Below are 18,315 nucleotides of genomic sequence, written 5' to 3'. Positions count from 1 at the left end.
CTTTCCCTACACGACGCTCTTCCGATCTCGGGCGCGTCGGCGTCCCGGGCGATCCGGCCGGGCCACCAGAAGCGGTCGCCGAGCAGGAACGCCAGCGACGGCACCAGCACCGTCCGGACCAGCAGCGTGTCCAGCAGCACACCGATGCAGACGATGATGCCGATCTGGGTGAGCGTGATCAGCGGCAGCACGCCGAGCACCGCGAACACCGCGGCCAGCAGGATGCCGGCGCTGGTGATCACGCCGCCGGTGACCCGCAGCGCCGACAGCATGCCGTCGCGGGTGCCGGTGCGCCGGGCGTCCTCCCGGGCCCGGGTGACCAGGAAGATGTTGTAGTCGACGCCGAGCGCCACCAGGAAGACGAACGCGAGCAGCAGCACCCCGCTGTCCAGCGCCGGGAAGTCCAGCACGTGGTCGAAGAGCAGCCAGGCCGCGCCGAGGCTGGCGAAGAACGAGGCGATGACTGTCAGCACCAGCAGCAGCGGCGCCAGGAGCCCGCGCAGCAGCAGCACCAGCACCGCGCCGACCAGCAGCAGGATGAGCGGCAGGATCAGCTTGAGATCCTTGGTGTTCGCCTCGTTCGAGTCGTACGTCGCGGCGACCGAACCACCGACCAGGGCGCCGTCGGGGGCGTCCGCGCCGTCCACGGCGGGCGGGGCGGAGTCCGGTACGGCGGCCACGGCGTCGCGCAGCGCCACCACGGCCCGGTCGGAGGCGGCGCTGCCCGGCTCGGCGGTGAGCACCACGTCGATCTGGGCGACCCGGTCCCCGGCGGCGCCGGGGCGGGCGGAGGCGACCCCGTCGACGCCGTTCGCCGCGGCCAGGACCGCCTGCGCGGCCTGCGGGGTGGTGAGCACCGCGACCGGCTGGGTGCTGCCGGCCGGGAACGCCCGGGCGAGCGTCTCGGCTCCGGCGACGGCCTCGGGCTTCTCGCTGAACTGTTCGGTCTCGGACAGCCCGGTGCGGATGCCCAGGCCGCCGAGGGCGAGGCCGGCGAGCAGCAGGACGGCGAGCGCGGCGACCGGCAGCGGCCGGCGGACCACCAGCTCGCCGAGGCGGCCCCAGATCCGGCCCTCGCGGGCGGCGCTGCCGACGCGGGGGACGAACGGCCAGAACAGGCCCCGGCCGAACAGCAGCAGGGCGGCGGGGAGCACGAACAGGGCGGAGAGCATGGCGAGGATCACACCGGTGGCGCAGGCGATGGCGAGCGCCCGGTTGGTCTCCTGCTCGGACAGCAGCAGCGTGAGCACGCCGAGGACGACGGTGCTGCCGCTGGCCAGGATCGGCTCGGCGGTGCGGCGCAGCGCCGAGCGCATGGCGGCGAACCGGTCCTCCTCGCGGCGTAGCTCCTCCCGGTAGCGGGCGATGAGCAGCAGCGCGTAGTTGGTGGCGGCACCGAACACCAGCACGCTGGCGATGCCGGTGACCTGCCCGCTGGGCAGGTAGATGCCGAAGGCGGGGACGAGGGACTCCACCACGCGCAGCGTGATCTGCTCGGTGGCGCCCACTACCAGCAGCGGCACCAGCCACAGGAACGGGCTGCGGTAGGTGACGAGCAGCAGCACCGCCACCACGGCGGCGGTGACCAGCAGCAGCGTGGTGTCCGCGCCCTGGAACACCTTGCCCAGGTCGGCGGTGAACGCCGGGCCGCCGGTGACCTCGACGGTCAGCTCGCCGGGCAGGTCACCGACCGCCTCGCGGAGCTTCTCCACCTCGTCGACCACCGCCGACGGGCCGCCCTCGGTGGACAGCGGCACCGCTACCAGCGCCACGGTGCCGTCCGGGGAGACCTGGGCGGGGGAGATCCGCCCGCCTACGGCGAGCGAGTTCAACTCGCCGCCGAGGCCGTCGAGCACGCTGCGGTCGGCCCCGCTCAGCGGGGCCTGGTCGGCGCGGCTGACCACCACCAGGGCGGTCTGGGCGTCCTTGGAGGGCAACTGTTCCTGGAGCCGCTCGACCTGCGTCGACTGCCACTCCACGGACAGGCCGGTGTCGGAGACGGGCGCCGGATTGTCCGGCTTCGGAAGCCCGAAGGCGACCACGCCGACGACGAGTGCGGCGGCCAGCGTGAGCCAGGCGGCCAGCCGGCCCCGGACGACGCGGGTGAACAGAGACATCTGATGCCCTCACATATTGGTCGCGGGGGATTCTCTTTGAACGAGTATCTTGATGAGCGAGATTATCCGGGGTGGTTCTATGCTGCAACCGGAACTGTTCGACAGGGGGTGGCGGCAAGCGGTGGCGGCGCACAAGATGTACCGGCGACGCGACGACCCACGCGGTCGCATGGTCGCCGACATCACAAACGACCTGCGCCGCTACTCGGTCGACGCGCAGCACATCGGGCACGCGTTCGCCGGGCTGCACGGGCTCAACGCCACCGACCTGTACGCCCTGATCGCGGTCATGGAGGCCGAGCTGGTGGGCGACCCGATCACCCCCGGACGGCTCGGCGAGGCGCTCAACCTCTCCTCCGGCTCGGTGACCGCGCTCGTCGACCGGCTGGAGCGCGGCGGCCACATCCGGCGTGACCGGGACACCGCCGACCGCCGCAAGATCCTCCTGCACTACGCCGACCGGGGCGCCACGCTGGCGCAGAGCTTCTTCGGGCCGCTCGGCCGCCGTACCGACGAGGTGATGGACCGCTTCAGCGACGAGGAGCTGGCCGTGGTGCACCGGTTCATGGCCGAGATGGTGCACTCCATGCGTACCCACCGGGACGAGATCCGCGCCGCGCCCCGCCGCGGCGCCGGGTCCGGAGACGCCTGATCGTGCGGCTCGTCACCCGGGCGGCCACCACGGCGCTGCGACTGCCCGCCGCCCGCACCGGGCGGGTCACCGTCACCCGGGACATCCCGGTCCGGGTACGCGACGGAGTGACGCTGCGCACCGACCACTACGCGCCCGGCCTGCCCGCCGCGCCGTGCGTGCTGATCCGCACCCCGTACGGGCGGGGCGGACCGGTCCGGCTGCTGGGCCGCCTGATCGCCGAGCGGGGCTTCCACGTGGTGATCCAGTCGTGCCGCGGCACGTTCGGCTCCGGCGGCGAGTTCGCGCCGCTGGTGCACGAGCGCGACGACGGTCTCGACACGCTCGACTGGCTGCGCCGCCAGCGGTGGTGGACCGGCGCGTTCGGCATGTTCGGCGCCAGCTACCAGGGCTTCGTGCAGTGGGCGCTGGCTGCCGAGGCGGGCGACGAGCTGCGCGCGATGGTCGCCGTGGTGACCGCGTCGGGCACCCGCGACTCGACGTACGCGGGGGAGTCGTTCGCCCTCGACACGGTGCTCACCTGGGCCGAGCTGCTCCAGGCGCAGACAGTGCCCTGGCTGGCCCGGCAGTGGGAACTCAAGCGCGGCCAGCCCCGCCTCGCCCGGGCCCTGGCGCACCTGCCGCTGGCCGAGGCCGACCGGGTCGCCACCGGCGTGACGGTGCCGTTCTTCCAGGAGTGGCTGCGCCACCACACCCCCGGCGCCGACTACTGGCGTACCCGGGTCTTCGGCGACCGGATCACCGAGGTCCGGGCCCCGGTGGCGATGGTCAGCGGCTGGCAGGACATCTTCCTGCCGGCCCAGCTCGACGACTACGCCCGCCTGCGGGCCGCCGGGACGCGGACCCGCCTGGTCGTCGGCCCGTGGACGCACGGCAGCCCGGGGCTGCTCCTGGCGTCGCTGCGGGAGGGCCTGGCCTGGCTCGACACCCACCTGGCCGGGCGGCCCGGGCCGGACCGCGCGCCGGTGCGGGTGCACGTCGGCGGCGTCGGCGGCGGCTGGCGCGACCTGCCGGACTGGCCGCCACCGGCCACACCCGCGCGATGGCATCTGCGATCCGCCGGCGGGCTGGCCCCGCAGCCGCAGGAGCACGGCGCACCGGACCGGATCTGGTACGACCCGGCCGACCCCACCCCGTCGCTCGGTGGCCCGCTGCTGGTGGCCCAGCGGGCCGGCGCGGTGGACAACCGGCCGGTCGAGGCGCGCCCGGACGTGCTCACGTACACCAGCGAGCCGCTGCGCGACCCGGTCGAGGTGGCCGGTCCGGTGGCCGCCGAGATCCACCTGCGCAGCGAACTGTCGTACCTGGACGTGTTCGTGCGTCTGTGCGACGTGGACCGGCGCGGGCGCTCGTGGAACGTCTGCGACGGCCTGGTCCGCGTCGAGCCCGGCCGGTTCCCGCGCGATCCGTCCGGAGTGGTCACCGTACCGGTCACGCTCTGGCCCACCGCGTACCGCTTCGCGCCCTGGCACCGGCTGCGCGTGCAGGTCTCCGGCGGCGCCCACCCGCGCTACGCGCGCAACCCCGGCACCGGTGAGCCGCTCGGCACCGCTGTGACCCTCCGTGCTGGATGGCGGGAGATCTTCCACGATCGCGAGCATCCCTCGGCACTGGTGCTGCCGCTCGTGCCGGCACCGTCCACAGCGGGCTGATAGTTCAAAAAACCGCTCCTGAGCTGGGCATTTCTGCCTAACCGTGGTTAAGCTCGGAGCAAGTGCCCGGTGCCGTGCAGTTATCCGGCGGGGCGCGTCCGCAGATCGCACGTCATCACGCGGTGTGATTGTCGTGCCCTCGCCGGTCATCGATCGGAAGGGGATCTGCCATGACGTCGGCCCCGGCGAACCTGCTGGCCGTCCGGAATCTCTTACTCACCTACCTCAACGTCGACAAGAACGCCGTACGCGCCGACGACCTGGAGCCGGCGGAGGTCGGCATCGTCGGCGACGTCAACCACCGCGGCGGCTACCACTGCGGCTCCGACCGGGTCGTCACGAACGACTACTCGGTGGTGGAGTCCAACCGGGACCGGTCCGGGCTCACGCTGTACGCGTCGGCGCTGGACGTCGGCACGTTCTCCGTCCGCTCCGGTGGTGGCACGCACAACCTGCGGACGTTCTCCACCTGGATGGTGGCGCAGTGCGTGGCGAACGCCGCGGACACCCGGGACATCCGGGAGATCATCTACTCCCCGGACGGGCGGACCGTACGCCGCTGGGACCGGCTGGGACGGCGTACCGGCGGCGACAGCAGCCACCTGTTCCACACCCACTTCAGCTTCTTCCGCGACTCCACGAAGGCGGGCCGGGACCAGACCCCGCTGTTCCGCCGCTACCTGACCGCGATCGGGATGATCGCCACCGCGAAACCGGAGGACGACATGGAACAGACCGACAAGCTCATCCGCGACACCGGCGCCAAGAACCGAACCGTCGGCGACGTCCTGGCCGACCTGCAGAACCTGCGCAACTGGCTCATCTCGCCGGTCAACACCACGGGGCTGGTCAACCCGCCCATGGCGAACTCGCCGTTGCAGCAGATGCTGGCGATGCTGCGCGCCTGGCCGGCACTGGTGGCACAGGTGAACGAGCTGTCCGGGAAGGACTTCACCGACGAGGAACAGATCGTCTCCGGGGTGCTGGCCGGGTTGCCGCCGGAGAAGATCGCCGAGGCCATCCCGCCGCAGATCGCCCGGGACGTGGCCGACGAACTGTCCCGCCGTCTGACCGCCTGACCGCCCGGCGCCGCGACGGTCCCGTCGCGGCGCCGCGGTCCCTCCCAATTCGCAAGAGGCGTTGCGCAACAACTCTTGCGAATGTCAGACTCGCCGCATGGAACAGCCCTCCGTCCGGCAGGTCACCGACTCGCGGGTGCTCGCCGCACTCGCCCACCCCCTGCGCCGCCGGCTCATGGACGTGCTCAAGGTGTACGGACCGTGCACCGTCGGCATGCTCGCCGAGCACACCGGCCAGGCGCCCGCGAACGTCAGCCACCACCTCAAGGTGCTCGCCGCCGCCGACCTGCTGGTCGAGGCGCCCGAACTGGCCCGCGACCGCCGGGAACGCTGGTGGCGGCTGCGCGACCGCGGGGTGCGCTGGTCCAACAGCGACTTCGACGACGACCCGGCGGCCCGGGTGGTGGCCGACGCCGCCAGCTCGCTCAACCTGGAGCGGCACGCCGAACTGGTCCGCGCCTGGCACTCGGCACCCGACGACGCGCACGCCGCGTGGGGGGAGGGGCCGTTCAGCACCGACAAGTGGCTGCACCTGACCCCCGACGAGCTGGCCGAATTCAGCCGCGAGGTGATCGCGCTGTTCGCCCGGTGGGCCGACCGGCCGGTGCCCGGGGACGGGCAGCGCCGCGAGCCGGTCTTCGTGTTCGCCCACGGCGTCCCGGGCCGGCCGTGACCGCTCCCGCGCGCACGTCCGGGCCGGTCGAGGCGCCGCCCGGGCGGCTGTTCCGGCACCGGGACTTCCGGCTGCTCTGGACCGGTCACACGGTCAGCGCCGTGGGCAGCAACATGACCGCCGTGGCGCTGCCGCTGGTCGCGGTAGCGGTGCTCGACGCGACCACGTTCCAGGTGGCGGTGCTCACCGCCGCGGCCTGGCTGCCGTGGCTGCTCGCCGGTCTGCCGGTCGGGGCGTGGGTCGACCGGGTCCGCCGGCGACCCGTGATGATCGCCGCCGACCTCGCCGCCGCGGCGCTGTTCGCGAGCGTGCCGGTGGCCGCCCTGGCCGGACTGCTCACCGTCGGGCACCTGCTGATCGTGGCGCTCGGCGCCGGCCTGGCCCGGGTCTTCTTCGAGACCGCCGACCAGGTCTACCTGCCCACGCTGCTGCGTCCGGAGCAGGTGCCCGAGGCCAACGCGCGGCTGCACGCCACCCAGACGGCGAGCTACCTGGTCGGGCCGGGGCTGGCCGGTCTGGTCGCCCAGTTGGTCGGCGCGGTGACAGCGGTGGCGCTGGACGCGTTCAGCTTCCTGCTGTCCGCACTGTGCCTGCGCCGCATCCGCGCGGACGAACCCCGCCCGCGCCGTCCGGCCGGGTCGACGTCGCTGCGCCGCGAGGTCGCCGCCGGGCTGCGGTTCGTCGTCCGCGACCCGTACCTGCGGGTCCTGACGGTCTTCGGGGCGGCGAGCAACATCGGGCTCACCGGCTACCAGGCGGTGCTCGTGGTGTTCCTGGTCCGCTCGGCCGACCTTCCGGCGGGCCTCGTCGGCCTCCTGATCGGACTCGCCAGCCTCGGTGGCGTGATCGGCGCCGCGCTCGCCGCGCGTCTGTCCCGCCGGCTCGGCAGCGCCCGCACGCTGCTGGTCGCCGGCGCCCTGACCGGCCCGCCCGCGCTGCTCATCCCGCTCGCCGGACCCGGCGCGCGCACCGGCTGGCTGGTGCTCGGCGGGGTGCTGGTGAGCCTCGGCGTCGCCGTCGGCAACGTGGTGAAGGGCAGCTTCCGGCAGACGTACACGCCGCACCGGCTGCTCGGCCGGGTGACGGTGAGCATGCACCTGCTCAACTACGGCACCATTCCGCTGGCCGCCCTGCTCGCCGGCGCGCTGGGCGCGGTCTGGGGGCCCGGCGGCGCGATCCGGGCGATGACCGCCTGGCTGGCGCTGACCCCGCTGATCCTGCTGGCCGGGCCACTACGGAAACGGCGCGACCTGCCGGCCGCGCCGTTCTGAGGATGCACTGCGGCGGCGGCCGGACCCCGACCGCCGCCACCGGCACGCGTTACATCGGACGGACGTTGTCCGCCTGCGGGCCCTTCTGGCCCTGGGTCACCTCGAACTCGACCTTCTGGCCCTCGTTCAGCTCGCGGTAGCCACTGCTCTGGATGGCCGAGTAGTGGACGAACACGTCCGGGCCTCCGCCGTCCTGCTCGATGAAGCCGAAGCCCTTTTCCGAGTTGAACCACTTGACCGTGCCGGTTGCCATGCGTCTCTCCCTGTTCCAATGCGGGCGAGCATCGGCTCCGCGGCCGGTGATCGCCCTGTACCACCCCGACAGTAACCGTCCGGACCGGAATCCGCTGCCGGAAGCGCGCGGCGCGCCCGTGAATACGTGCGGGACCGGAAAAAGACCCCGCCGCCGGGCGGGGCGCGGCATGCTTGCCCCGATGAGCAGGCAGACGGCTCTGGCCGACCTGGAGCAGGAGATCGCGGCGCCCGGCGCGGGCCCGGACCGCCTGCGCCTGGTCGGTACGCCGTTCGTGCCGGAGGTGCGCCTGCACCTGGCCGAGGACGCCATCCTGTGGTGGGCGCGGATGGAGGCCGCCGCCGGGCGGTCGCTGCCGCCGCCGTACTGGGCGTCGGTGTGGGCCGGTGGGCAGGCGCTCGCCCGGCACCTGCTGGACCACCCGGAGCTGGCCGCCGGGCGGCGGGTGCTCGACCTGGGCGCCGGATCGGGACTGGTCGCCATCGCCGCCGCGCTCGCCGGCGCCGACGAGGTGGTCGCCAACGACATCGACCCGTACGCGGTGGCCGCGGTCACCGTCAACGCGCGGGCCAACCGGGTCCGGGTGACGGCCGACGGCGCCGACCTGCTCGACGGGGTGGCGGGCGCCGACCTGCTGGTGGCAGGGGACGCGCTCTACGACGCGGGGCTGGCCGCCCGGGTCCTGCCCTACCTGCGGCGGTGCGCCGCACACGGGGTGCAGGTGCTGGTCGGCGACCCGGACCGGGGCCACCTGCCGCCGGACGGGCTGGAACTGGTGGCCAGCTATCCAGTGCCGACCACCGAACCCTCCGTCGACTCCCCGGTACGCCGGGTGCAGGTGCTGCGCCCCCGCTGACCCCGCCTGACCCGCCTGACCCGTCTGACCCGTCTGACCCTAGGGGTCTCCCCGGTCGGGTGTCGGGGACCACTGGGGGATCATGCCCGATGTGCCCGCGTGCCGCCGCCGCATAGCGTGCAGCTCATGAACGAACTCGTGGCCGCCGCCGGTGAGCTGCCCACCACCCTGCTGATGGGGCTGCTCGGCGTGGTCATGCTCGCCGACGCCGTACCCCTGATCGGGGTGCTGGTGCCCGGCGACGCCGCGGTCCTCGCGGCGGTCGGCGCGGGTCGTCCGGCCGGTGGGGCGCTCACCGTCGCGGCGGTGGTGGCGGGCTGCCTGGCCGGCTGGTCGCTGAGCTTCTTCGCCGGCCGGCGCTGGGGCGGGCGGCTGCGGGACAGCCGGGTGGGCGGCTGGATCGGCGAGTCCCGCTGGGCCGCCGCCGAGACGCTGCTGCACCGTGGCGGCGGACGGATCGTGCTGGTGGCGCCGTTCCTGCCGGTGTTCAACGCGTTGCTGCCGCTGGCCGCGGGCGGGCTGCGGATGTCGTACCGGCGGTTCCTGGTCTGCGCGGCGGCCGGAGCCACCGCGTGGGCCGGGCTCTACGTGGCGCTGGGGCTCACCGCGCGGGCGCTGACCGGCCTGCTGCCCGCGGCGCTGAACCCCACGGTGCTGACCATGGCGGTCGGGCTGCTGCTGGCCGGCCCGGTGCTGCTCGCCACCCGACGGCGGCTGCGGGCGGTCACCGGCTGACCGCGCCCGGCCCGGCCGTCACGGGGGAGGCCGGACCGGGCGTGCTCACCAGCCGCGGGCGCGCCACTGCGGCACCGCGGGCCGCTCGGCGCCGATGGTGCTGTCCTTGCCGTGGCCCGGGTAGAACCAGGTGTCGTCCGGCAGCCGGTCGAAGAGCTTGGCCTCGACGTCGTCGATGAGCCGGCCGAAGCGCTCCGGGTCCTGGTCCGTATTACCGATTCCGCCCGGAAAAAGTGAATCTCCAGTGAAAAGGTGCGGGGTGCCGGCCGGGTCGCGGTAGAGCAGCGCGATCGAGCCTGGCGTGTGCCCGCGCAGGTGGATGACCTCCAGCGCGCAGTCACCGACCGGCACCGTGTCGCCGTCGGCGAGCCGCTCGGCCTCGATCGGCAGGCCCTCGGCGTCGTCGGCGTGCACCAGCGCGCGCGCCCCGGTCTTGGCCACCACCTCCTCCAGCGCGACCCAGTGGTCCATGTGCTGGTGCGTGGTCACCACGGCGGCCAGCCCGCCGTCGCCGACCAGCTCCAGCAGGCGCGGCGCCTCGTTCGCGGCGTCGATCAGCACCTGCTCGCCGGTGGCGTTGCAGCGCAGCAGATAGGCGTTGTTGTCCATCGGGCCCACCGACAGCTTGGTGACGGTGAGCCGGTCGAGCTCGCGCACGGCCGGCGGACCGCCGGGCGTGACGTCTCCGGTGTAGGTCATGACGATGTTCAGATCCATTCCGGTGGGTTCGGCAGAGGACCGTCGGGTTCGACGGTGAGCAGCTCGCCCGCGCCCCGGCCGGTCAGCCAGGCGGCGAGTTCCGGCGCGGGGCCGGTGACCGTGGGCGCCCCCTCCGGGTCACCCACGACGAGTTCGGACGCCGCGCCGTCGAAACGCAGCACCATGGCCGGCGCGGCCGGGTTGCCGGCCAGCCCGGTCACCACCTCGTGCAGCAACCGCTGGGCGAATGCGTCCGGCCAGTCCACGGGCCGGTAACCGGCCGCCAGGTCGACGTGGTGCACCTCGACCTCGCGCAGCCGGCCCCAGACCAGCATCGCCGCCGGCCACGGGCCACGCCGGGTCTGCACCGTGGCGCCCCAGGCGTCGACGGGCATCGCCGCGACCGCCGCGTCGAAGCGCTGCCCGCTGCGGCGCACGTCGTCGAGCAGGTCGGCCGGGCCGCGTCCGGCGCCGGCGTCGATGTCGTCGGCGCGGGCCTGCGCCGAGGCGTACATCGGGATCTCCTCGCCGGTGCGCGCCGAGGTGAGCAGGTTGACGAACCCGTCGGCGTTGCGGGCCAGGTGGGTGAGCACGTGCGCGCGGGACCAGCCCGGCAGCAGGGAGGGCGCCGCGACGTCCGCGGCGGTCAGGCCGGACACCGTACGCAGCAGCCGGTCGTTCGCCTCGGCCAGCGGGCCGGTCAGCAGCAGGGGGTCGGCGGTCATCGCGTTCTCACCCGTCCGACCCTAGCGGGCCGGACCGGGCCGTGCCCGGGGGGAAATCGCTTTCGGCGCGTCGGCGGGGCACCTACCGTCGGGGCCGACGACATCGGACCGGCGCCGCACGCGCCGGGGTCCACGTCGTCGCGAACGCGGCACCGGGAGTCGGAGGGGAGGTGGTGTGCATGCCGGTCGCAGCGCGTGTGTTCCGCCGTACCTCCCCTCGACACCGATGAGGACACCATGACTCTCGATCTGACCGCCCTCGGCTGGGACGCCGGCTGGGCGGCCCATCTCGACCGGCGCGCCGGCCACCGTCACGGGCGGGTCGCCCGGGTGGACCGGGGCGTCTGCACCGTGCTGTGCCCGCAGGGGCCGGTGCGGGCCAGCCTCGGCGGCGGCGTGCTGTCCGCCGCCGCCCGCGACCTGACCGCACTGCCCTGCGCGGGTGACTGGGTGCTGCTGTCCACCTGGCCGGACGGTCCGGTCACCGTGGAGGGGGTGCTGCCGCGGCGTACCGCGCTGGTGCGGCGCACCGCGGGCAAGGACTCCAGCGGCCAGGTGCTGGCCGCCAACCTCGACGCCGCCGCGGTGGTCGAGCCGGTGCACCCGGAACCGGACGCCGCGCGGATCGAACGGCTGCTCTCCCTGGTGCACGAATCCGGGGCGGAGCCGCTCGTCGTGCTCACCAAGGCCGACCTGGCCGCCGACCCGGCGGCGGTGGCCCGGCAACTGACCGACCTCGCACCGGGGGTGCCGGTGCTGCCGGTCAGCGCCGAGCGGGGCACCGGGCTGGCGCCGCTGCGCCGGCACGTCTCCCCGGGCCGCACGCTCGGCCTGCTCGGCCCCTCCGGGGCCGGCAAGTCGAGCCTGGTCAACGCGCTGGCCGGCGCGGACGTGATGCGTACCCAGGCGATCCGCCGGGTCGACGGCAAGGGCCGGCACACCACCACCTGGCGGTCGCTGGTGCCGCTGCCGGGTGGGGGAGCGGTGCTGGACACCCCCGGTGTACGGGCGGTCGGCCTGCTCGACGGAGCGGCCGGGCTGGACCGGGCGTTCGCCGACATCACCGAGCTGGCCGCCGGCTGCCGGTACGCCGACTGCGCCCACGACGCCGAGCCGGGCTGCGCGGTGCGGGCCGCGCTGGACGACGGCGAGCTGCCGGTGCGCCGCTGGGAGAGCTGGCGGCGGCTGCAGCGGGAGATCGAGCACGAGGGCGGTCGCCGCGCGGCCCGGCTGGCGGCCGAACGGCGGGGCGGATGGCGGGCCGGGCGGCGACGTACCGGACGTCCGGCGACTCCGCCCGCACCAGGGGCATTCTGAGCCGGCCCGGGCCGGTCGGGTGGACCTGCGTGGTTCGCGCCCGACCGGCCTGAGCTGGGGGAATGTTCGCGCGACGGAAGTTGTCATACGTCGGGGCTAGAGTTGCCGGGGCGTCTTCTCTGCGCCCCGACAACCTGTGAAAACCACCCAGACCCGGCGTCTGGTGCACAGATCCGCCTCATATTCTTCTTCCGGGAGCACACGCACCGTGGCCGACCGACTGATCATCCGTGGCGCGCGCGAGCACAACCTGCGTGACGTCAGTCTCGACCTGCCCCGGGACGCCCTGATCGTCTTCACCGGGCTCTCCGGTTCGGGCAAGTCGAGCCTGGCGTTCGACACCATCTTCGCCGAGGGGCAGCGCCGCTACGTCGAGTCGCTGTCGTCGTACGCCCGGCAGTTCCTGGGTCAGATGGACAAGCCCGACGTCGACTTCATCGAGGGCCTCAGTCCCGCCGTCTCCATCGACCAGAAGTCCACCTCGCGCAACCCGCGCTCCACCGTCGGCACCATCACCGAGGTCTACGACTACCTCCGTCTGCTGTTCGCCCGCATCGGCGAGCCGCACTGCCCGATCTGCGGCGAGCGGATCTCCAAGCAGAGCCCGCAGCAGATCGTCGACCGGGTCCTGGCCATGGCCGAGGGCACCCGGTTCATGGTGCTCGCGCCGGTGGTGCGCGGCCGCAAGGGCGAGTACGTGGACCTGTTCGCCGAACTCCAGGCCAAGGGCTACGCCCGGGCCCGGGTCGACGGCGTGGTGCACCCGCTCACCGAGCCGCCGAAGCTCAAGAAGCAGGAGAAGCACACCATCGAGGTGGTGATCGACCGGCTCAGCGTCAAGCCGAGCGCCAAGCAGCGGCTGACCGACTCGGTCGAGGCCGCGCTCGGTCTCTCCGGCGGCCTGGTGCTGCTCGACTTCGTCGACCTGGCGGAGGACGACCCGGCCCGGGAGCGCCGCTACTCCGAGCACCTGGCCTGCCCGAACGACCACCCGCTCGCCATCGAGGATCTGGAACCCCGGGTCTTCTCCTTCAACGCCCCGTACGGCGCCTGCCCGGAGTGCACCGGCCTGGGCACCAAGAAGGAGGTGGACCCGGAGCTGGTCATCCCCGACCCGGAGCGCACACTGCGCGAGGGCGCGATCCAGCCCTGGGCCACCGGGCACAACCTCGAATACTTCCTGCGGTTGCTGGAGGCGCTCGGCGAGGCCGAGCACTTCGACATCGACACCCCGTGGCGGGCGCTGCCGTCGCGGGCGCAGAAGACGATCCTGCACGGCTCCGACGACCAGGTGCACGTGCGCTACCGCAACAAGTACGGCCGCGAGCGCTCCTACTACACCGGCTTCGAGGGCGTGGTGCAGTGGATCGAGCGCCGGCACACCGACACCGAGTCGGAGTGGTCCCGGGACAAGTACGAGGGCTACATGCGGGACGTGCCCTGCGCGGCCTGCGGCGGCACCCGGCTCAAGCCGGAGGTGCTCGCGGTCACGCTGGCCGGCAAGAGCATCGCCGAGGTCTGCAACCTCTCCGTCGGCGAGGCGGCCGACCTGCTCGCCGGCATCGAGCTGACCGACCGGCAGAAGATGATCGCCGAGCGCGTGCTCAAGGAGATCAACGCCCGGCTGAAGTTCCTGCTCGACGTCGGTCTGGACTACCTCTCGCTGGACCGCCCGGCCGGCACGCTCTCCGGCGGTGAGGCCCAGCGCATCCGGCTCGCCACCCAGATCGGCTCCGGCCTGGTCGGCGTGCTCTACGTGCTCGACGAGCCGTCGATCGGCCTGCACCAGCGCGACAACCACCGGCTCATCGAGACGCTGCTGCGGTTGCGTGGCCTGGGCAACACGCTGATCGTGGTCGAGCACGACGAGGACACCATCCGGGTGGCGGACTGGATCGTCGACATCGGCCCGGGCGCGGGTGAGCACGGCGGCAAGATCGTGCACAGCGGCTCGGTGCCGGCTCTGCTCGACAACACCGAGTCGGTCACCGGGGCGTACCTGGCCGGGCGCAAGTCCATCCCGACGCCGGCCGGCCGCCGGCCGCAGACGCCGGGCCGCGAACTGGTGGTGCACGGCGCGCGCGAGCACAACCTGCGCAACCTCACCGTGAGCTTCCCGCTCGGTCAGCTCATCGCGGTCACCGGCGTCAGCGGCTCGGGCAAGTCGACGCTCGTCAACGACATCCTCTACACGGTGCTCGCCAACCAGATCAACGGCGCCCGGCTGGTGCCCGGCCGGCACACGCGGATCACCGGCCTGGAGAACGTGGACAAGGTCGTCGGCGTGGACCAGTCGCCGATCGGGCGGACGCCGCGCTCCAACCCCGCCACGTACACCGGCGTCTGGGACCACATCCGCAAGCTGTTCGCCGAGACCACCGAGGCCAAGGTCCGGGGGTACGGCCCGGGCCGGTTCTCGTTCAACGTCAAGGGCGGGCGCTGCGAGGCGTGCTCCGGCGACGGCACCATCAAGATCGAGATGAACTTCCTGCCGGACGTCTACGTCCCCTGCGAGGTGTGCAAGGGCGCTCGCTACAACCGCGAGACGCTCGAGGTGCACTACAAGGGCAAGACGGTCGCCGAGGTGCTGGACATGCCGATCGAGGAGGCGGCCGAGTTCTTCTCCGCGATCCCGGCCATCCACCGGCACCTGCGGACGCTCGTCGACGTCGGCCTCGGCTACGTCCGCCTCGGCCAGCCCGCGCCCACGCTGTCCGGCGGCGAGGCGCAGCGCGTCAAGCTCGCCTCCGAACTCCAGAAGCGCTCCACCGGCCGTACCGTCTACGTGCTAGACGAGCCCACCACCGGCCTGCACTTCGAGGACATCCGCAAGCTGCTGATGGTGCTGGAGGGCCTCGTCGACAAGGGCAACACGGTCATCACCATCGAGCACAACCTCGACGTGATCAAGACGGCCGACTGGCTCATCGACATGGGCCCCGAGGGCGGCCACCGGGGCGGCACCGTGCTCGCCACCGGCACGCCGGAGGAGGTCGCCGAGGTGCCGGAGAGCCACACCGGGCAGTTCCTGCGGCCGATCCTCAAGCTCGACGGCGAGGCCAAGGGCGCCAAGGCGGCCACCACCCGGGCGGCCAAGGCCAACGGCAGCGCCAAGTCGCGGACCCGCAAGGTCCCCGCCGGGGCGCGCTGACCCATCCGGTACGCGTTCTCGCAGGCCGGGCCGTCGGTGCCCGGTCTGTGACGCGCCAGTATGAACCGTGCCCCACGCTGGTGCGTGTTTCCGCAGTAAGCCGAGAGAAAGGCCGGATATGAGTGATGATCAGGCGCTGACCCGACCGGTCACCCAGAGCCGCCGTACCCTGCTCGCCGGAGCCGGAGCGATCGGCGCGGCCGTGGTGCTCGCGGGCTGCGGCAGCGACGACGACGCGTCTCCCGGGCTGGCCCCGACCAGCGGCGGCCCGCCCGGTGCCACCGCGACCGGCGACGCGGGCGGCGGCGACCGGGACGGCGGCAGCGCGCTGGCGCGCACCTCGGACATCCCGGTCGGCGGCGGCGCCGTCTTCGCCAGCCAGGGCGTGGTGATCACGCAGCCCGAGGCTGGCCAGTTCAAGGCGTTCGACCCGATCTGCACGCACCAGCGCTGCCCGGTGTCGAACGTCGACGGCGGCACGATCAACTGCACCTGCCACAACAGCCGGTTCTCGATCGTCGACGGCTCGGTGAAGGGTGGCCCGGCCACCAAGCCGCTCGCGGCGAAGGAGATCACTGTCGACGGCGACCAGATCAAGCTGGCCTGACCGTTCCGCGCCCCCGCCGGCCACCGGCCGGCGGGGGCGCGGCAACGGTCGCGTGTCAGGGGTGCGGACTAGGCTTGACGCCGTGGCTGACCCCTCGACCTACCGTCCCGCGCCCGGCACCATCCCGGAGTCGCCAGGGGTCTACCGCTTCCGCGACGGCACCGGCCGGGTGATCTACGTCGGCAAGGCGCGCAACCTGCGCAGCCGGCTCAACTCCTACTTCGCCGACCCGGTCGGCCTGCACCAGCGCACCCGGCAGATGGTGTTCACCGCCGAGTCGGTCGACTGGATCACCGTCGCCACCGAGGTCGAGGCGCTCCAGCAGGAATACACCTGGATCAAGCAGTACGACCCCCGGTTCAACGTCCGCTACCGCGACGACAAGTCGTACCCCTATCTCGCGGTCACCCTCGACGAGGAATACCCCCGGTTGCAGGTGATGCGCGGGGTGAAGCGCAAGGGCGTGCGCTACTTCGGGCCGTACTCGCACGCCTGGGCGATCCGCGAGACGCTCGACCTGCTGCTGCGGGTCTTCCCGGCGCGGACCTGCTCGTCCGGGGTGTTCAAGCGGGCCGGCCAGGTCGGCCGGCCCTGCCTGCTCGGCTACATCGGCAAGTGCTCCGCGCCGTGCGTCGGCAGCGTCACCGCCGAACAGCACCGGGAGATCGTCGACGGATTCTGCGACTTCATGGCCGGTCGCACCGACACCATGGTCCGGCGGCTGGAGAAGGAGATGCTCGACGCCAGCGAGCAGCTGGAGTTCGAGCGGGCCGCCCGGCTGCGCGACGACGTCGCGGCGCTGCGCCGGGCGATGGAGAAGCAGACGGTGGTGCTCGGCGACGGCACCGACGCCGACGTGGTCGCGTTCGCCGACGACCCGCTCGAAGCCGCCGTCCAGGTCTTCCACGTGCGCGGCGGCCGGGTGCGCGGCCAGCGCGGCTGGGTGGTGGAGAAGACCGAGGAGCTGACCACCGGCGACCTCGTGCACCACTTCTGCACCCAGGTGTACGGCGGTGAGCAGGGCGAGGCCGACGTGCCCCGCGAGCTGCTCGTCCCCGAGCTGCCGGGCGACGCCGACGCGCTCGCCGACTGGCTCACCGCCCGCCGGGGCAGCCGGGTGTCGCTGCGGGTGCCGCAGCGCGGCGACAAGCGGTCGCTGCTGGAGACCGTCGAGCGCAACGCCAAGGACGCGCTGGCCCGGCACAAGCTCAAGCGGGCCGGTGACCTGACCACCCGCAGCCAGGCGCTCGACGAGATCGCCGACGCGCTCGCCATGAACACCTCGCCGCTGCGCATCGAGTGCTTCGACGTGTCCCAGATCCAGGGCACCGACGTGGTCGCCAGCATGGTCGTGTTCGAGGACGGGCTGCCGCGCAAGAGCGAATACCGCCGGTTCATCGTGCGCGGCGCCACCGACGACCTGTCGGCCATGTCCGAGGTGCTGCGGCGGCGCTTCGCCCGCTACCTCGACGCCCGCGCCGAGACCGGTGAGCTGGGCGAGGAGACCGCCTCCGACCCCGACCGGCCCGGCATCGACCCGACCACCGGGCGGCCGCGCAAGTTCGCGTACCCGCCGCAGCTCGTCGTGGTCGACGGTGGTCCGCCCCAGGTCGCCGCCGCCGCGAAGGCGCTCGCCGAGCTGGGTATCGACGACGTGGCGCTGTGCGGGCTGGCGAAGCGGCTGGAGGAGGTCTGGCTGCCCGACGACGAGTTCCCGGTGATCCTGCCGCGCACCTCCGAGGCGCTCTACCTGTTGCAGCGGGTCCGCGACGAGGCGCACCGGTTCGCCATCACGTTCCACAGGCAGCGGCGCTCGAAGCGGATGACCGAATCCGCGCTGGACAACGTCCCCGGCCTCGGCGACGTACGCCGCAAGGCGCTGCTGCGGCACTTCGGCTCGCTGAAGCGGCTGTCGTCCGCCACGGTGGAGGAGATCACCGAGGTGCCCGGGGTGGGCAGGCGTACGGCCGAGGCGATCCTGGCCGCGCTGGACGGCTCCACCACCACCGAAGCCGCCCCGCGTCCCTGACCTTTCGCGCTCACGCCCGCCGTCGGGCTGGCCGCTGTCCGCTTTGCCGGCACGTCACCGTCACCGCCCGACTGGAACCCATGGGTGCCTCCACCCCCCGTTTGACACCCATGGCGTTCCACTGACGGACCGCTTCCCATCTGGTGCGAACTCTGTCCCACATCCTGAAAGCGGTGGCAGATCTTGGTACGAAAGGGCCCTCATAGGGGCCATTCGGTACCAAGATCTCGCACACCGCGCGGGGCTTGTAATGGTGGGCGGCCGACGCTCATGCCCGAGCTGACGCCCACGCCCACGCGATCTTGAACTTAGCGCCCCTGGGATGCCCGTTTTGCGAGGTTCCCAGGTACCAAACTGCGAGATTGCCGCATGCGGGCGGGTGGACCTGTGACTGCGTTCGAGGCTGACATTCGGCGGATCCATCCGCCTCGGGCGGGACCACCCACACCCGGCCCGGGGGTGGTTCGGCCTGCGATGTCCGGTCCGCTGCGGTGGCCTG

15 protein-coding genes are annotated in these 18,315 nt (G+C 73.0%); 11 read left to right on the top strand and 4 right to left on the bottom strand.

Annotation, left to right across the window (positions count from 1 at the left end; translation table 11 throughout):
• Positions 1-2,117 (bottom strand): MMPL family transporter (locus ACPCK6_RS26925; RefSeq protein WP_423482574.1); only part of this gene is annotated, 2,117 nt, incomplete at its 3' end.
• A 136-nt stretch (positions 2,118-2,253) separates the two neighbouring features.
• On the opposite strand from ACPCK6_RS26925, the gene ACPCK6_RS26920 reads away from it, so the two are divergent.
• The 5 genes from ACPCK6_RS26920 to ACPCK6_RS26900 all read left to right on the top strand — a co-directional run bounded on the left by ACPCK6_RS26920 (position 2,254) and on the right by ACPCK6_RS26900 (position 7,444).
• Complete coding sequence (locus ACPCK6_RS26920; protein ID WP_318336389.1) at positions 2,254-2,769, top strand: MarR family winged helix-turn-helix transcriptional regulator; 516 nt, start codon at positions 2,254-2,256, stop codon at positions 2,767-2,769.
• A gap of 2 nt (positions 2,770-2,771) precedes the next feature.
• Positions 2,772-4,421: a CocE/NonD family hydrolase gene (locus ACPCK6_RS26915; protein ID WP_423482573.1), complete on the top strand. Its 1,650-nt coding sequence runs from the start codon at positions 2,772-2,774 to the stop codon at positions 4,419-4,421.
• A 170-nt stretch (positions 4,422-4,591) separates the two neighbouring features.
• Entirely contained in the window at positions 4,592-5,500 is a 909-nt protein-coding gene (locus ACPCK6_RS26910) for a hypothetical protein (RefSeq protein ID WP_396882207.1), read from the top strand.
• Positions 5,501-5,597: 97 nt separating this feature from the next.
• Positions 5,598-6,173, top strand: a complete 576-nt coding sequence (locus ACPCK6_RS26905; RefSeq protein WP_396882206.1) for an ArsR/SmtB family transcription factor — start codon at positions 5,598-5,600, stop codon at positions 6,171-6,173.
• Complete coding sequence (locus ACPCK6_RS26900) at positions 6,170-7,444, top strand: MFS transporter (RefSeq protein WP_423482572.1); 1,275 nt, start codon at positions 6,170-6,172, stop codon at positions 7,442-7,444. Before ACPCK6_RS26905 ends, ACPCK6_RS26900 begins: the two co-directional genes overlap by 4 nt.
• Before the next feature lie 49 nt (positions 7,445-7,493).
• Here the strand turns inward: ACPCK6_RS26900 and ACPCK6_RS26895 are convergent, their stop codons facing one another.
• Positions 7,494-7,697, bottom strand: a complete 204-nt coding sequence (locus ACPCK6_RS26895; protein ID WP_013287480.1) for a cold-shock protein — start codon at positions 7,695-7,697, stop codon at positions 7,494-7,496.
• Positions 7,698-7,878: 181 nt separating this feature from the next.
• Here ACPCK6_RS26895 and ACPCK6_RS26890 point away from each other — a divergent pair, with 181 nt between their 5' ends.
• Positions 7,879-8,553 (top strand): class I SAM-dependent methyltransferase, encoded by a 675-nt coding sequence (locus ACPCK6_RS26890; protein ID WP_262014686.1) that lies wholly within the window; start codon positions 7,879-7,881, stop codon positions 8,551-8,553.
• 126 nt (positions 8,554-8,679) lie between these two features.
• Positions 8,680-9,288 carry a DedA family protein gene (locus ACPCK6_RS26885; protein ID WP_423482571.1) on the top strand — a complete coding sequence of 203 codons (609 nt, stop codon included), beginning with the start codon at positions 8,680-8,682 and terminating at the stop codon, positions 9,286-9,288.
• 45 nt (positions 9,289-9,333) lie between these two features.
• On the opposite strand, the gene ACPCK6_RS26880 is transcribed toward ACPCK6_RS26885, so the two are convergent.
• Together ACPCK6_RS26880 and ACPCK6_RS26875 are read right to left on the bottom strand one after the other, a co-directional pair.
• Entirely contained in the window at positions 9,334-9,987 is a 654-nt protein-coding gene (locus ACPCK6_RS26880; protein ID WP_423482570.1) for an MBL fold metallo-hydrolase, read from the bottom strand.
• A gap of 8 nt (positions 9,988-9,995) precedes the next feature.
• Positions 9,996-10,712, bottom strand: coding sequence for a maleylpyruvate isomerase family mycothiol-dependent enzyme (locus ACPCK6_RS26875; RefSeq protein ID WP_396882203.1), 717 nt, complete (start codon positions 10,710-10,712; stop codon positions 9,996-9,998).
• 237 nt (positions 10,713-10,949) lie between these two features.
• On the opposite strand from ACPCK6_RS26875, the gene rsgA reads away from it, so the two are divergent.
• The 4 genes from rsgA (at position 10,950) to uvrC (ending at position 17,816) form a co-directional block, all read left to right on the top strand.
• Positions 10,950-12,029, top strand: coding sequence for a ribosome small subunit-dependent GTPase A (gene rsgA / locus ACPCK6_RS26870; RefSeq protein ID WP_423482569.1), 1,080 nt, complete (start codon positions 10,950-10,952; stop codon positions 12,027-12,029).
• Between the two features lie 208 nt (positions 12,030-12,237).
• On the top strand, positions 12,238-15,180 hold the full coding sequence (gene uvrA, locus ACPCK6_RS26865; RefSeq protein WP_423482568.1) for an excinuclease ABC subunit UvrA: 2,943 nt from the start codon (positions 12,238-12,240) through the stop codon (positions 15,178-15,180).
• Positions 15,181-15,298: 118 nt separating this feature from the next.
• Complete coding sequence (locus ACPCK6_RS26860; RefSeq protein WP_396882200.1) at positions 15,299-15,787, top strand: Rieske (2Fe-2S) protein; 489 nt, start codon at positions 15,299-15,301, stop codon at positions 15,785-15,787.
• An 82-nt stretch (positions 15,788-15,869) separates the two neighbouring features.
• On the top strand, positions 15,870-17,816 hold the full coding sequence (gene uvrC / locus ACPCK6_RS26855; protein WP_423482567.1) for an excinuclease ABC subunit UvrC: 1,947 nt from the start codon (positions 15,870-15,872) through the stop codon (positions 17,814-17,816).
• The last annotated feature ends 499 nt before the right edge of the window (positions 17,817-18,315 follow it).

Origin of the sequence: Micromonospora sp. AB353 (genome assembly GCF_049538395.1) — a bacterium.
Taxonomy (GTDB): Bacteria; Actinomycetota; Actinomycetes; order Mycobacteriales; family Micromonosporaceae; genus Micromonospora; species Micromonospora aurantiaca.
This window is presented reverse-complemented; position numbering and strand designations above follow the sequence as displayed.